Raw genomic sequence first — 15,122 nt, 5'->3', positions numbered from 1 at the left:
TCAGAAATGCGACATGCATTATTCGTAAATACGGCAGTATAAAGGGAGCCGGATGAACGACGAATAACCCTGAAAGCCGGGGGCTTATGACTCCAGCTGCCGGATATATTCAGAGGGAGAGACACCGAACTTTTTCTTGAATACCCGGCTAAAATACAGCGGGTTGGCGTATCCAACGCTGGCGGCCACATCGCGGACGAGGAAGGTGCCGTTTTTTAGCAGCTCCTTTGCTCTTTCCATGCGGTAATGAATGACATAATCAATCGGCCCCCATCCTGTATATTTACGGAAGTAGTAGGAGAATCGTTGGGGAGGCATAGCGTAGAGGCTGGCCAGCTCATCCAGTGTTAATGGATTCATATAATATTCATTAATATAGGTCAGTGCCTGTTCAATGGTCTTTTTGTCGGGGGAGCTCCCGCTTGCCCGATATTGGCAGTTAGCCAGCGTCTGATACATCAGGCTTAAGAACAGCTCCTTGGCCCGAAGCTTGGCAATGCTTGTCTCCGACATACGAATATTGCGGTGAAGCATCGTGAGCAGTTCGGGGACGGCTGGACTTGGCCCTGGCTCAAGCAGGAAATGCTCGCGGGCTTCACCGATCCTCATGAGCATCTCCGGATGGTCAAGGGTATAGAATAGGGAGAAATACTCAAGCTCGGATTCGCCTAGCAGTTGGGCATTCAGCTCCAGTCCCGGGCTGGCATGCAGCACCACCCCCGGATGCAGGGCGTAAGGGGTGCCATTCACCTTCATGTTGGCCTGACCTCGTATAACAAACAGAAAGCCGTGGTGAGAGGTTTTCCACTTTCGGAGAACGCTCTTGGGCTGAATGATCAGATGGTATACCCCGTTTAGCTCATAGGATCGTCCGGCAAAAATATCCGCTAGCTTGTCCACAATGCTCATCATGTGAAAACCTGCCTTCCCGCACTGATAACTATTATCAATAATAATATATGGGTGTGCTCTTTGGTACTCCTGCACGATCTTCCAGCGGAGAATTGCGGAATCGTTCATATTTGTTTCAGGATCAGTTCATTCCAACTTGAACCGGGGTTTGCTACACTGATTGTTGCACTTAAACGGGTTATATAGCGCAGGCTTGTGGCTGTTTGATTACTCACTTTAGGAGGGCCATTATAAGTGAAAAAAATTGCAATCTACGGCAAGGGAGGCATTGGCAAGTCAACCACGGTTTCCAACATATCGGCAGCCATGGCTGCGATGGGATTAACGGTGCTGCAAATTGGCTGTGACCCCAAGGCCGATTCCTCCCGTACCCTGACCGGAGGGAGCAACATTCCGACTGTGCTGGATGTTTTACGAGAGCATGGAGATGCGGAGCTGGAGGAACTGGTGGTGCGGAGCAGCACGGGGGTGCTGTGTGTGGAATCCGGCGGCCCGGTGCCTGGAGTAGGATGCGCGGGACGGGGGATTATTACTGCCTTTGAAAAGCTGGAGGAGTTGGAGGCCTATGAAATCTATAAGCCGGATGTTGTTCTGTACGACGTATTGGGCGATGTAGTATGCGGCGGCTTCGCCATGCCTATTCGGGGTGGATATGCGGACGAGGTGTGTATTGTTACCTCCGGCGAGATGATGGCTTTGTATGCCGCCACCAATATTGCGCATGCGGTCAAAAGCTTTGGCAAGCGCGGGTATGCTTCATTGCGTGGGCTGATCCTCAATGCCAAGAACATTGAGCGAGAGGATGAACTGGTGGATCAGGCGGCAGCGGAGATGGACGCCACGGTTATTTACAGGCTGCCCCGCCATCCCTTGGTTCAGCAAGCTGAAGCGCAGGGCAAGACGGTGGTGGAGGCCTTCCCGGATTCAGACATGGCGGAGCATTACAAGAGATTGGCCTTGCGCCTGCTGGAGGGAAGGGAAGCGGAATGAGCGAGTTGAAGCATATAAAACGCTTGTCGTCGGTGAGATCGAATGCCGGTGTTCAATTTTTGACTCCGGCGGCCTTTCCCGGGAATCATTGCCCGATGCATACAGCGCTGGCGATCAGCTCGAATATCACTGGCATGTCCACGCTTGTGGTAGGTACGGCAGAGTGCGGCATTTACAGCCGGAAGGTAGTAGAGCATGCCCGGGGCAAAGAAGGTGTGTGCCACTGGATGTATATTCTGGATGCCCATGAGGTGGTGTTTGGCTGCCGCGAGGGACTGATTCGGGCGATCCGGGAGATGGATCAGACCGGAACCAAGGCCATTATGCTGGTGCTGACCTGTGTGCCGGAGGTGATCGGGGAGGATATCGAAGGGATTGTGCGTGAGATACAGCCGGAGGTGAAGGCCCAGCTTTGCTTTGTCCTGATGGGCCACTTCAAATGCAACAGCTACCCGTCCGGCTATTGGAAGACCTTGGCTGCCTTTGGCGAACTGGTGGAGCAGGCGGAAGCCCGCCCTGATATTGTTAACATTCTGGGGCGCAGTCCAAAGGAGGAGCATGTCCCTGAACCGGAGCTGCTGCAAGCGCTCAAGGGGAGAGGCTTCCGGCTGCGTATGCTTGCACCCAAATCGGACGTTGCCGATTTTATGGATGCCGGAGATGCACGGCTGAACCTGGTTCTCTCTCCCTATATGAACCCGTTGGCAGAGCTGATGAAAAGGCGCTGCGGCATCCCTTACATCAGCCTTCACGAAACGTATGATGTACCCGGTATTGATCGTCTTTATGCGGATGTAGCGGAGGCGCTGGATATTCAGTGGCATGACGAGTTTGAAGCAGCGAGGAGGGAGGCTGCCTCATTGCATGAGCGAGCCCGCCAGGTATTTCAGGGGATAAGCTATATCGCTACGCACCAAAATGCGCTGACGCCTTTGCCGCTTGCCCTGTATCTGGCCGAGCTTCATATGAGACCGCTTCTTTTGCATGTTGAGGAATTCTATCCGGATGATCGCAAGTGGGCCAAGGCCTTGAAGGGTGTCGGCGAAGACCCGTTGATATGCCACATGGTAAATGAGGAAGCGGATGCTATAGTGCTGGAACGAATGAACCCCGCTCTATCCTTCGGAGAGATTCCGGGCGGAACCGGAGCCATTCCTTGTGTATCGCATTTATATGAGCTGTACGGACGAATCGGCTATGAGCGAACCTGTATGTTAATCAACCGCATGCTCGAGACTTGGCAACAGGCACAGATACTGCAAATCGGGAGGAATAGGTATGGGACTGTATAAGCTGCGGCCGCCTATGTCCGGCAGAATGGGAACGCTGCGGACGCTGGCATCTATTCGCGGTGCGGCGCTGGTTGAATACGGATGCATGGGACATATGCTGTATGGCCGGGTGTTTCTGGAGCAGGTTGGGGTCGTGGATGCCTGCCGATTGTATTCCACTCATATCGATGAAACGGATATTTCACTGGGGGATACGGGGCGGCTTCATCGCACCATCGCTGAGATCATAGAGCGCGATCATCCCGAGATCGTATTTCTGCTGCCCTCTTCGGTGCCAACGGTAATCGGCACGGATTTGCCGGCCATATGCCGGGAGCTGCAATTGGATTTCCCAGAGGTGCCATTGCTGCCATTTGGTGCAGGGGGCTTCGATGTATTCGGATATCAAGGAGTGCGGGAGGCGCTTCTATTGCTGGTTCGGACACTGCCCCGGCAGGCGGAGAGAACGATGCAGCCCACCTATAATATCATAGGCTCTTGCGCTGACCTGTTTCGCTTTCAGGCGGATGCGGAGGAGCTTGTGCGTATTATGGAGGGAGCTTTTGGCATGAGTCCGCTTTGTATTCTTACCTCGGATACCCATGTGCATGATATCGAGCGGATGGGGGGTGCTCACATTAATCTGGTAATCCGCCGCGAGGGGGAGGCAGCAGCACAGCATTTGCGCGAGCAGTTCGGAACTCCTTATTTACCGGCAAGACCATATGGCATAAAGGGAACGCTTCGTTGGATTGAGCAGATTGGGGAGCTTTGCGGTCGGCAGCCCAATCGGGAATTTGTGCTGGCGGAGGCCGAGCGGGCACAGAGTCTGTTGCTCCCGTCCCGCCGCGTCTTTCAACATATCGTTCGTTCTCATCCTGAGGAAGCAACGGTTTCTCTGGGGGGACATGGGGATGTGGTGGAAGGAATATTGACTTATGCCCGCGAGGAGTTCTCGCTAAGCCCGGGTGCTTGCTGGTGTGATTCCCCTGACATGGCGAGTGCAGATGTTCCTTATTACGCGGAGGATGAATGGATGCGTGTGGTCACCGCGCATAAGCAGGGGGTGCTGATGGCCTCGGGGGAGGCATTAGAATGGGCGGGCCGCAGTCTGGAGAATCAAATCAGCAACCCTGATGTAAGATGGCGCTTAAGCCCCTATGATCCGCCGTTTGTGGGCTTCCGGGGAGCGAACCATTTAGCCGGACTTTGGCTCAATGCTCTGCTGGAGCAGGATGAGGATTAGTCGAGAGCACAGCTCAATAAAATGTCGCGCCATAGCCGAACCCACGAGCGATTTATTGCTGGTGGGTTCGGCTATTTTGGCAAATCAAAATGAATAATAATATAGTATTATGTAAATGGAATGCTAGGGTCAACGAAACCAGTGACGGACATCCCATTCTATTGCATGCCTGTCCACATTGTGAGTCTATTTTGCTGGGTTTAAAAAAAGTTCAGATTAAATTAGAATGAGGTATTTGAGATGGAACAAAAAAACCTTTTGACACAAAAAGAAGTTATGGAAATAGGTCTACATTTTGACGGAGATCATGTTTACTATGGCGGAGAGTATGGTCAACAGGTGTGCAGAATTTCAGAGGATGGCGTCGAGGAGCCTGTTACGGGTGTTGTTTATGAGCTGTATAAAAATCTGAAATTAAATTACTATTGCTCTTATACTCAGGGTATCTCAAATGGCCCATATGTTTGTTTCTATGAGAGTGGGAATGTAAAAAGTATTAGTCATATGCATAAAGGTACGAAACAGGGCAAGTCCTTTCAGTACGATGACCATGGTAAAAAAAAGTCTGAGAGTGTCTACAAATACGGATTCTGTGAATCATTTATGGAATGGGACGACAAGGGAAACTTAGTAAAAGAACAAACAGAGCCAACAGAGTTTGACAGAAAAATGATTGAAAAATATGAAAACTATGAACAACAAAAAAGAAAAAACTAAAGAGTTAACGGCGTATTATACAGGAAGTATTAATATATATTCGTTGTATATTAACTAAAATCAGCTCCCAGCTCTAATACCGGAAGCTGATTTTTCAATGCCCAATTCTACGGTGGCAGTGTTTCGATACCCAAATGCGGTTTAGGATTATCTGTATTGTAGAAATCAGGAATTGAAGGAGTATATACGGGAGAGGTTGAAGTTTACACAATCATAGGAAGAATCAGTGAGCAGCTTCAAGCCAAATAGCCTTTTCCACAATGGGAAAGGCTATTTAAACGCTCGCATCACCTCTTCGTTTACTCGACGTAAGGTCTCAATCTGATCTTCCGTTAATCCCTCGGTATTAACCACGAACTGATTGATCGCTTCCCAGCGCGGCGAATCCTCTCTGATCTCTTCAATATCGAAGTAGGCAATCTCACGAAGGGACACCTGCAAAGCCGCCAGCACCTTTTCTAATGTATCAATCGTAAAATTTCGTTCGCCTCGTTCGATGGCGCCAATATATCTATAATCCAAACTGGCTATGTCCGCCAAATTCTGTTGAGTGAGGCCTTTGGCATTCCGTATAGCCCGAATTCGATTCCCAAGAAAATTGCGTAGTTCGGCCATTTCATCACCTCAGTATAAGCTTAGGTGACTGGGAATATATTAGGCAGGGCACGAAGTATAGTTTTTGGTGTAAAAATTACTATTTATATATAGTGATTTATACCCCTGATTATCCCTATAGGTTCGATTTGCCTGGCGAATTATTTAAATGCCTTTAACACTTCCTGATTCACTCGCCGCAAAGTTTCGATTTGCTCCTCGGTTAATCCCTCGGTACTGATCACAAACTGATCGATTGCTTCCCAACGGGGCGAATCCTCTCTGACTTGTTCCATGTTAAAGTAGGCGACCTCGCGAAGGGACACCTGTAAAGCTGCCAACACCTTCTCCAAGGTGTCAATTGTAAAGTTTTGTTCTCCCCGTTCAATAGCACCAATATATCTATAATCCAGACCGGATAAATCTGCCAGATTTTGTTGGGTGAGGCTTTTAGCATTTCGTATAGCCCGAAGTCGATTTCCTAGAAAATTGCGCAACTCTGCCATTTCATCACCTCAATAATAAGCTTAGGTGACTTGAAAATGATTAGGCAGGCATATAAAGATAGTTTTTAATGTATTAAATACTATTTATATATAGTATAATAGAGGGTGAAGTAGGTATATATGGAAATTGCAATTTAGCTTTAGCGGTTTTTCATTGATCAAGGAGGTACTCCTATGGAACCTGAAACTACAATCAGGCAGCAGCTAAAGGATTACTTGAACGGGGCTGGACTGACCTTGCAGCAGTTCTCTGATATTTGCGGAATTAATGCAGGAACGGTCAGCGCGATGTTAAGTGGGCAACGTCAAATTTCCATGCACAATTTAGACCGTTTGACAATGGGAATGGGTTTAGCGGAAGGATCTCTTTACGAAGTCTATTTGGAAGATTGCTTGCTTAAATCGTCCCCGGACTGGAGACGAATGGGGCCGTTCATCCATCGTTGCGCCGAGCTGAATAAGCTGGATTGTATTGAACGCCTTGTCCAAGCTTTGGCCGATCATTTGGCATATATTCCGCTCTTATTTGATATGGCAGAGTTGCTCTGGAATGAGGGCAAGAGGGACGCTGCTGCATTGCTATATTTGTGTATCGTAGAATGTGAGAAATATCAGCACTCCGAACGATTGGCGTTGAGCCGATACCGGCTATTTAAAATTGAGCTTGGCGCTGATCAGGAAAGAAACTTACGGGCGGTCGCCTGGTTCGAGGAATATGTTGATCGCTTGGATGAATCGAACCAGTTGGATGCGATTAAAGATTTGGCGGATGTGTATGCATCATTGCATCGGTGGGACCGGGTGCAGCTCCTGGCTGAAGAATTGGAGCGTAAGGCTGCAATACAGCGCCGCCACCGCCCGAAACGAAAAGGAGAGGAGGTGGAGAGCAGCCCCTCCCGGGAACTGCTGTTTTATCTGCTTTACGCCTATCTATTAATGGCTAATGTATGTGATGCTCGTGAGGAGTATGAACGGGCTTTGCAGTATGTGAATTTATATAGCCATGGGGAGCGTTTAGACATAGAAGTATTAAACGAAGCAGAAGAGCAAATTGTAAAGCAGTTTTACCAGTGGGGGCAAGGCAATGCTTGCTTGTACCGTCTAATGTCTGGTGAGGTAGAGGCGTTAGCGGGCTATGTGGAGTATATTACACATCATGTGGAGGAGAGCATCCCGGCAATGTATCGCATTTTGCAGGCGGCTAATCGTTTTAGCTTAAATGTGGATCATTTGCTTGAACATTATGGAGAGAAGCTGGTATTTGAGGAACGAAGCTCCCGTCTGGGAACCTATAATGCGCAAATCGTTGCAGATCAATATATCCGGTATGTTTCCGAACTTGCATATTACCATTTTGGGGCGCAGAGATATGAGTCAGGGTTCGGGTATTTGTTTGAGGGTTTAGAACTTGCCATACGTTACAATCATGAATCCATGTTGATTCATTGTGTTCGTTTATTTGAAAGATTTCGACATGGAGTATCAGAGAGCGGTCGTAAGCAATATAAAAAATTATTATGCGAGGTGCAGACTAATGAAGAGAAGAAGCTTTTTGTTGCCAAGCGTGCTTAGCTGGGCGGTAGCAGTGGGAGTGTTGGCTGATTCCGGTATCATCAAAGTGTTGATTCATGGATTGGGTGGCTGAGCTCGGAGATTTCCTGTTTCAGAGACCATTGTAAGGTGAAAAGAATGATTAGAAGTACCCTCTTGCATTATTGAAGAGGGTACTTTTATATTATGAATAGAAGATGAAAGGAGATGATCATCATGCCTCTAACCCAGGTCCCCCGGCAAATTCGACAGATCCCGGTGGACATAAAGCCAATCACGATGTTAATGCTCAACATTACCATACACAGGGTGTTCCAGGTTTTTGGAGACAGGTGACTAATCTACTTATCGTCATAGGCATTATTGCTGTTATCATCCTGATTATAATGTGGGTGAACTAAACCTCAGAATAATAAAGCTATAATGACAAGGGAAAGAGTCATATGGCAAAAGAGAACCTAAGAAAAAAGTAGTATACAGTTTAGCTGCATACTACTTTTTTTAATGTTTACTTTTCTACATGCGCCACTGCCCGGATCTCGACCCATTGCTCGGGGAAGGCCAGGTAGGTGACGCCGATCAGGCTGCCAGCGGGCCTGTGATCGCCCAGGTACTCCTTGAATAGCTCAATGACGGGTCCTCCGTGCTCTTGGGCATTGGTGAGATAGACCTCCACATAAGCGAGGTTCGCTTTGGTCATGCCGAATTCTGCCAGCACACGATCCAGATTGTTCAGCGTCTGGCGGGTCTGCAGCTCAATATTGCCGGCTCCGACGAACTCTCCTGCCGCATTGTGAGAGAATTGCCCTGAGATATAAAGGGTACCGTTGACGCTGTATCCTTGCGAGATGCCATGATCCCAGAGATGATGATTATATGTTTTAATAGTAGTCATGTGAACTCTCCTTTACTTCAAAGTAAGGTTAGTATAAACTGGGCACAAAGAAAGGGATAGTACGCACTTTATAGATAGGTACTATCCGAAAGGATAGTGTGAAATATGGGCATATCCGATTTAAACGGCAAGGATACGCGTGTTCAGGACACCCCGTTTGGCTATACGATGTCCGTAATTGGCGGTAAGTGGAAAATGGTGATTCTCTATCTGTTGGCTGAAAGGCAGCCGATACGTTTCAATGAAATGAAAAGACAGCTTGGGACAATCACATACAAGACGTTAAGCTCCCAGCTTAAGGAACTGGAGACGGACGGAATGGTCGAGCGGAGAGAATATCCCCAGGTGCCGCCCAAGGTAGAGTACAGTCTGACGGATAAAGCCCAGATGTTGTTGCCCGTATTGGAGCAGCTATGCGACTGGGGTATGAAGAACTATAGCAAAGGCTAAACGATGCTGTTATGATCTTGTAGCATATTCCAAATAGGCGGTGAATTTGTGGGAGTCAGTATTAAAGATGTTGCGCGAAGAGCGGGCGTATCGGTCACTAGCGTCTCGCGGGTGCTCAATGGAGAGAAATACATAAGTGAGGCGCTATTAGCTAAAGTCAATCAAGCCATCGCCGAATTGAATTATACCCCAAGCCATATTGCCCGCAGCTTGAAGAAACAGAAGACCGATATGATCGGAGTCATTGTTCCCGATATTACCAATCATTTCTGTTCGACAATCCTCAGCAGCATTGAGAAGACGGCAAGTGAGCATGGCTACAGCCTGATGATCTGCAATATTGCCGAGGATTTGGATAAAGAATATACCTATTTACAATCCTTTCAAGAGATGCGGGTGGACGGCATCCTCATTATGCACCAGAAGGTAGATGAGCGGATCATTACTCTGATCGAAGGTCTGACCATACCAACACTGTTTACCTGTGTTAAATCCCCGTTACCCTCCAGGAGTTCTGTGCTGATTAATGATTATCAGGCCGCCTTTGATGCCACTGCTTATCTTATTGAAGGCGGCCATCGGAAGATTGCCTTTGTTGGCGGGGATTTGAGAGATGTTACTGCTGGCGATGCACGCTATCGCGGTTATGTGGATGCGATGCAAGCTTATGAGCTAGAGGTGAAGCCCGGGTATGTCCGGTTTGGGGACTATAAAATGGAGAGCGGTCAAAAGTTGATGACCGAGCTGCTCCAATTGCAAGAGCTGCCCACCGTCGTATTTGCAGCCAGCGATGACATGGCCGTGGGGGCCCTGAACGTGGCCCTCGATTATGGACTGAGAATTCCTGAGGATCTATCCATTGTTGGGTTTGATGGCAGCCGGATTGCCGAAGTGGTAAGGCCTGCACTAACCACCATTCAGCAGCCGATGGAGGAACTCGGCCGAATTTCTCTGGAAAGCTTGCATGCGCTGATTGAGAGTCCGGGTACATGTGTTCCTCCTGATCTTATTCTTCCCCATAAATTAGTAGAGCGTGAGAGCTGCCGCAAGCTATAGCTTGCATAAAATATAATGAAAATTACAAGAGCCGAATCTTCCTTCGAGGAAGGACGGTTTTTTTGCGTCTGCAAAGTTTTAATAAAATCTTGAACAAAATCTTAATAACATTTTACAAATGACCGTTATGCTTATAAATATCCTTCTGGTATCGTTACCAGAAAACCTGGATCAAGATGAAAGAGGGGACCTCGGATGGCAGTTCTCATCGCTGTTGACGGCAACTTGACGCCAATTAGCTCCAAGACACATATCACCTATCAATTCCAATTAGATCACGAGTGTGAGTTCCTCGATATCGATTTTAAGTATGCGCCCAAGCAATATCAGGACAAAGCGGCTTCTCATGAGCTTATCATGAATGCCATTGATAAGTATGCAGAGCCGGAATGGGCAGAGCCTTATAAGAAGAATTGGGAGGGGTTTTATCCGCTGCAAAATTTATTGACCCTCTCTGTGGATGGGCCCGAGGGATTTCGCGGTTCAGCGCATCGGCATCCACCCGAGCAACAGCACCGAATAAGCCCGGATGCCAAGCTGACCTCGCCAGGCTTCATTCCCGGCAAGCTGGCAGCGGGCGTTTGGAAAATTACCATTAGTGTGCACTGTGTCGTCACACCGGAATGCCATTATGTGCTGGAAGTGAGAGGAGGAGAAGCTGTTGACTCAATGGATTCCGTTTGAACTGCACACACATACCCCTCACAGCGACGGGAGGCACACTCTACTGGAAATGTGCCAGACAGCGGCCAGGCTGGGTCTGCAAGGTATCGCACTAACTGACCATAATACAGTGTCCGGGCTGATTGATGCAGAAGCAGTAAGCAAAGAGACGGGGATCGCCATTATTCCGGGTATGGAGTGGACAACCTTCTATGGGCATATGTTGACGCTGGGTGCTCCTTATTGCGAGTGGAGAGATTTGGGGCAAGGTGATATTGCCAAGGGAATCGCCCGTGTTCACGAGCAAGGAGGTATCGTAGGAATTGCACACCCCTATAGTATGGGGAGCCCGATCTGTACTGGATGCCATTGGGAATATACGGTGGAGGATTGGGAGCAGGTGGATTACATGGAGGTATGGCATGAGACGATGCCCCCGATCAAGAACCATAATGCTCCAGCCTTGCGGCAATGGACTGAATTGCTTAATCAAGGCTACCGGATTTCAGCTACTTCGGGACGGGACTGGCACCATTCCGGAGACCATGACGCCTTAGCGGCATACACGTATGTAGGGCTTGAGGACAATGAAAGTCCAGGCTCATCGGAAGCGGTTGTCAAGGCTATCGGGCAAGGCAGATTGTGTCTCAGTATGGGACCGATGCTTGAGGTGAGTCTTCGTGTAGGCGGGAAGAGCTATCGGCTTGGGGATGAGGTGCCGCTGCACGAGGCCAATAGCGATAGTCCGGCGCATCTGTCCGTCACGATCACCCGTTCTTCTGTCCCGGAAAGACCTTGGGGCGCAGATGAAGGCTGTACGCTGGTTATTAACTCGAATCTGGGAGAACTGGCAAGAGGATCTGCTGCCGGACGAACCGAATGGACGGAAGATTTAAGCCTGAAAGGCTTGAGGTGGCTGCGGGTTGAGCTAATAGGTCCTATCCATGGCCTGCTCGCAACGTTAGCTCTGACCAATCCTGTTTATATTGAAAAGCCACAACTATGAAAATAAATACAGCAAAGGGTGTGTGAATGAAGACCACCTCTGAACCATTCAATTTATTCACTTTAGCTTGGCCTATCTTCTTGAGTCAATTCATCCAAACCTTAATTTATACCATAGATACGCTAATGCTGGGACGCTATTCTGATCTAGCTGTAGCTGCGGTAGGAACCGTTGCCCAAATTATCACGACCGCTAATTTGATATTCGGCTTTATCACCATAGGAGCCGGCATTATTATGAGTCAATTGTTAGGGTCCGGCAGGCCACTGGAAGCAGGGCGTATTGCAAGAATAGCTCTGTTAGCCAATCTATGCCTGGGTCTGATTGTAAGTGTAGGGCTGTTCTTTGGCGCTGAGCTCATCTTGCAGGCGATTTCCATGCCGGAGGAGCTGATGGATTACGGGAAGACCTTCCTGACCGTCACCGGCTCCGCTTCCGTGGGGGCAGCCTTTGTCATGACCGTGGAAATGATGCTGCGTATGAACGGAATGGTCAAGCGAATGCTTGCCTTATCGCTGACGATTGTCATCATCAATACCCTCGGTAATTATCTGGTATTGTTCGGTCCCCTTGGTTTGCCCTCCTTCGGGGTAACAGGAGTAGCCTGGGCAACCTTTGTCAGTCGGTTTGCGGGTGTGGCTCTGGCCTTGGCTATGTTGCTTCGCAGCTTGCGTCAGTATCTGTTCACCAGGATGCAGGACAGACTTCGCTTTGCTGATCTCCGGGAGATTCTCCGGCTCGGCGTTCCGTCTGCGGGAGAGCATCTGTCCTATTCCGCTTCCCAGGTCGTTATCACTGCCATCGTGACGCTGCTGGGGACGGCGGCGATTACGACCAAAATATATACACAATCGATTACGGGGTACGTATTTCTGATTTCCACCTCCATCGGTCAGGCCACTACAATCATGATTGGATATTCGTTGGGGGCAGGTCAGCGTGCACATGCCAAGCAAACGGGAAACAGACATTTACAGATTGGCCTGGCTATCAGTTTTCTAGTGAGCGTTGCGCTCTACTTGTTGTCGGTACCCATCATAGGCTTGTTCACTGAGGACCGTGAAATTATAGAAACAGCCCAAAACCTGCTGCTGTTATCCGTAGTGTTGGAAGCGGCAAGAGCCTGCAACGTCATCATGATTGCGGGATTGAATGCCAGCGGGGACGTCAGATTCCCGGTGATGATTGGACTCATTCTGATGTGGGGCGTCAGTGTGCCGGCCGCCTATTTGCTTGGTATTGTTCTGAAGATGGGCATCTATGGCATCTGGCTGGCTTTCATTATAGATGAATGGATACGGGCGGTCTGCATGATCGTGCGCTGGAGATCGGGGAAGTGGCAGGAGGTTCGTCTATCTACAGTAACGAGGGAAGTACAAAAATTATAAAAACGGGGGAGGGGAGGACAGGTTTCTGTCCAGCTTATGTCCAAAACGGTAACAGCGGTACTGGAACAACAGGCTAGCCGCAAGCGGCAGAAGAGCTCCAGGAGAGAGCCGCAGCTGGCCTGGTATGTGTTTTTAATGCCCACCTTATTGGGGATCTTGCTGTTTATGGTATATCCGCTGATAGAGTCGCTTCGCTTAAGCTTTGTCAAAGGAGCAAGCGAGCAATTTGTCGGATTTGGAAATTATGCTAATGTTCTGCAATCGGAGACATTCTGGTATGCCATGTACAACACGCTGTACATGACAATTTTTCAACTCATTATTGCCATTCCCGCCGGATTTGTTATCGCTTGTTTGATTAACAATCTGGTGCGGGGCGGGGGCTTCCTGAAGGTGTTGTTCTATATCCCGAATGTCACCTCGATGGTGGCAGCGGCCACAGTGTTCTTGGCTATACTTCATCCGGATGGGCCGCTTAATTACGTAGTGCAACTGTTGGGCTTTGAGAAGATCGTATGGCTATCGCAGCCGTATTCGGCCAAATGGGGAGTTATTATTCTGGCCGCCTGGCACTGGTTAGGGTTCGTAATCATCATTAATCTCGCTAACCTGCAAGCCATCTCCAATGACTACTATGAGGCTGCTTCAATAGATGGCGCTTCAAGGTTCCAGCAATGGTGGTACATTACGGTACCCAATATGGTAGGGAGCCTGACTATTCTGTTCATTATTGGCTGGATCGGCGGGTTGCAGCGATTTACCGATGCCTATATGCTGGGCGGCTTGCAGGGAAGTCCGGCGCGTTCCTTGCATACGGTGGTTGGCTTTGTGTTCGAGAGAGGCTTTGGCGGTCATGAATACGGCCTGGCTTCCGCGGCCACGTATATATTGTTCCTGTTCATTCTACTATTGACCTATTTCAACACGCTGGTCACGAAAATGAAAATCTAGAAAGGGGCAGCCCATGCGGAGCAACAGAAAGGCAAGAAAAATATCGGACGTGCTCTTATTTTTGTTCCTGTTCGCGGTTGGTATCATCATGCTCTATCCCTTCCTCTGGATGATTAGCGTCAGTCTGGAGCGAACGGCCAACGTCAGTATTCCGTTCCCCCCAAGGTTAATACCCGAGGAATTCTCCTGGTTCAACTATAAGCTTGTATTTGAAAATGGAGCCTTGCTGACCGCCTATGGAAATTCTCTGGTGATTGCGCTCTTTAGCGTACTGCTTAGCGTATCTTCCGCGCTGCTTGGCGGATATGCCTTCTCCAGAGGCAGCTTCAAGGGGAAACGGCTGCTGTTTTTTGCGGTTCTGGCCACGATGATGATTCCCTTTGAAGCCAGACTGATTCCCATGTTCACAATGTTTAATGAGCTGGATATGATCAATACCAAATATCCGCTGATCTTCCCGTCGGTAATTAATGCGATGGGCATTGTACTGGCGAAGCAATATTTTGACAACTTGCCGGAGGGCTTGCGAGAGTCAGCCAAAATAGATGGTGCTGGTGAATTCAAAATCTTTTTTCATATATTTGCTCCATTAACTGGTCCCATTACAGCGACATTGGGAATCCTTTCCTTTCAGGACAGTTGGAATTCCTTTCTCTGGCCGCTTGTGGTCATTAATGACCAGCATCTGAAGACCGTCCCCTTATTTCTGTCCAGCTTCTCAACTGAAAATGGCGGGAGACTGGCGGGAGTGACGATGGCGACGGCGGGCATGAGTATTTTACCTATACTTCTGGTGTTTCTGTTCTTCCAAAAATATATTATCCGCAGTATTGCTCTGAGTGGTCTGAAGGGAGAGTGATAGCAAGAACGGACTAGGAGCGGGAAGCCATATAGAGACGGTGAGCCTTGTAAGCTTTGCAGCACTA

At 48.8% G+C, this 15,122-nt stretch carries 16 protein-coding genes; 12 read left to right on the top strand and 4 right to left on the bottom strand.

What is annotated here, in order from left to right; all coding sequences use genetic code 11:
- Positions 1-84: 84 nt before the first annotated feature.
- Complete coding sequence (locus C557_RS0102665) at positions 85-912, bottom strand: helix-turn-helix transcriptional regulator (RefSeq protein WP_018750277.1); 828 nt, start codon at positions 910-912, stop codon at positions 85-87.
- 234 nt (positions 913-1,146) lie between these two features.
- Between C557_RS0102665 and C557_RS0102660 the strand changes: the two genes are divergently transcribed.
- The 4 genes from C557_RS0102660 (at position 1,147) to C557_RS0102645 (ending at position 5,136) form a co-directional block, all read left to right on the top strand.
- Positions 1,147-1,902, top strand: coding sequence for a nucleotide-binding protein (locus C557_RS0102660; RefSeq protein ID WP_018750276.1), 756 nt, complete (start codon positions 1,147-1,149; stop codon positions 1,900-1,902).
- Positions 1,899-3,194: a nitrogenase component 1 gene (locus C557_RS0102655; RefSeq protein WP_018750275.1), complete on the top strand. Its 1,296-nt coding sequence runs from the start codon at positions 1,899-1,901 to the stop codon at positions 3,192-3,194. The genes C557_RS0102660 and C557_RS0102655 overlap by 4 nt, the downstream gene beginning before the upstream one ends.
- Positions 3,181-4,419 carry a nitrogenase component 1 gene (locus C557_RS0102650; RefSeq protein WP_018750274.1) on the top strand — a complete coding sequence of 413 codons (1,239 nt, stop codon included), beginning with the start codon at positions 3,181-3,183 and terminating at the stop codon, positions 4,417-4,419. The genes C557_RS0102655 and C557_RS0102650 overlap by 14 nt, the downstream gene beginning before the upstream one ends.
- Before the next feature lie 240 nt (positions 4,420-4,659).
- Positions 4,660-5,136, top strand: a complete 477-nt coding sequence (locus C557_RS0102645; RefSeq protein ID WP_018750273.1) for a toxin-antitoxin system YwqK family antitoxin — start codon at positions 4,660-4,662, stop codon at positions 5,134-5,136.
- Positions 5,137-5,406: 270 nt separating this feature from the next.
- On the opposite strand, the gene C557_RS0102640 is transcribed toward C557_RS0102645, so the two are convergent.
- Entirely contained in the window at positions 5,407-5,751 is a 345-nt protein-coding gene (locus C557_RS0102640; RefSeq protein ID WP_018750272.1) for a helix-turn-helix domain-containing protein, read from the bottom strand.
- A gap of 140 nt (positions 5,752-5,891) precedes the next feature.
- Positions 5,892-6,236, bottom strand: coding sequence for a helix-turn-helix domain-containing protein (locus tag C557_RS0102635; RefSeq protein WP_018750271.1), 345 nt, complete (start codon positions 6,234-6,236; stop codon positions 5,892-5,894).
- A gap of 174 nt (positions 6,237-6,410) precedes the next feature.
- On the opposite strand from C557_RS0102635, the gene C557_RS0102630 reads away from it, so the two are divergent.
- On the top strand, positions 6,411-7,808 hold the full coding sequence (locus tag C557_RS0102630) for a helix-turn-helix domain-containing protein (protein WP_018750270.1): 1,398 nt from the start codon (positions 6,411-6,413) through the stop codon (positions 7,806-7,808).
- A gap of 487 nt (positions 7,809-8,295) precedes the next feature.
- Here the strand turns inward: C557_RS0102630 and C557_RS0102620 are convergent, their stop codons facing one another.
- Positions 8,296-8,682 carry a RidA family protein gene (locus C557_RS0102620; protein ID WP_018750268.1) on the bottom strand — a complete coding sequence of 129 codons (387 nt, stop codon included), beginning with the start codon at positions 8,680-8,682 and terminating at the stop codon, positions 8,296-8,298.
- A 105-nt stretch (positions 8,683-8,787) separates the two neighbouring features.
- Here C557_RS0102620 and C557_RS0102615 point away from each other — a divergent pair, with 105 nt between their 5' ends.
- The 7 genes from C557_RS0102615 (at position 8,788) to C557_RS0102585 (ending at position 15,055) form a co-directional block, all read left to right on the top strand.
- Positions 8,788-9,132 carry a winged helix-turn-helix transcriptional regulator gene (locus tag C557_RS0102615; RefSeq protein ID WP_018750267.1) on the top strand — a complete coding sequence of 115 codons (345 nt, stop codon included), beginning with the start codon at positions 8,788-8,790 and terminating at the stop codon, positions 9,130-9,132.
- 48 nt (positions 9,133-9,180) lie between these two features.
- Positions 9,181-10,188, top strand: a complete 1,008-nt coding sequence (locus tag C557_RS0102610; RefSeq protein ID WP_018750266.1) for a LacI family DNA-binding transcriptional regulator — start codon at positions 9,181-9,183, stop codon at positions 10,186-10,188.
- 195 nt (positions 10,189-10,383) lie between these two features.
- Positions 10,384-10,872, top strand: a complete 489-nt coding sequence (locus C557_RS0102605; protein WP_018750265.1) for a hypothetical protein — start codon at positions 10,384-10,386, stop codon at positions 10,870-10,872.
- On the top strand, positions 10,850-11,857 hold the full coding sequence (locus C557_RS0102600; protein ID WP_026263259.1) for a CehA/McbA family metallohydrolase: 1,008 nt from the start codon (positions 10,850-10,852) through the stop codon (positions 11,855-11,857). The genes C557_RS0102605 and C557_RS0102600 overlap by 23 nt, the downstream gene beginning before the upstream one ends.
- Before the next feature lie 26 nt (positions 11,858-11,883).
- Positions 11,884-13,245, top strand: a complete 1,362-nt coding sequence (locus tag C557_RS0102595) for an MATE family efflux transporter (protein WP_018750263.1) — start codon at positions 11,884-11,886, stop codon at positions 13,243-13,245.
- 36 nt (positions 13,246-13,281) lie between these two features.
- Entirely contained in the window at positions 13,282-14,196 is a 915-nt protein-coding gene (locus C557_RS0102590; protein ID WP_018750262.1) for a carbohydrate ABC transporter permease, read from the top strand.
- Between the two features lie 13 nt (positions 14,197-14,209).
- Positions 14,210-15,055, top strand: a complete 846-nt coding sequence (locus C557_RS0102585; protein WP_018750261.1) for a carbohydrate ABC transporter permease — start codon at positions 14,210-14,212, stop codon at positions 15,053-15,055.
- Positions 15,056-15,122: the final 67 nt, after the last annotated feature.

The sequence above is a fragment of the Paenibacillus sanguinis 2301083 = DSM 16941 genome (genome assembly GCF_000374825.1).
GTDB classification, from domain to species: Bacteria; Bacillota; Bacilli; order Paenibacillales; family Paenibacillaceae; genus Fontibacillus; species Fontibacillus sanguinis.
This window is presented reverse-complemented; position numbering and strand designations above follow the sequence as displayed.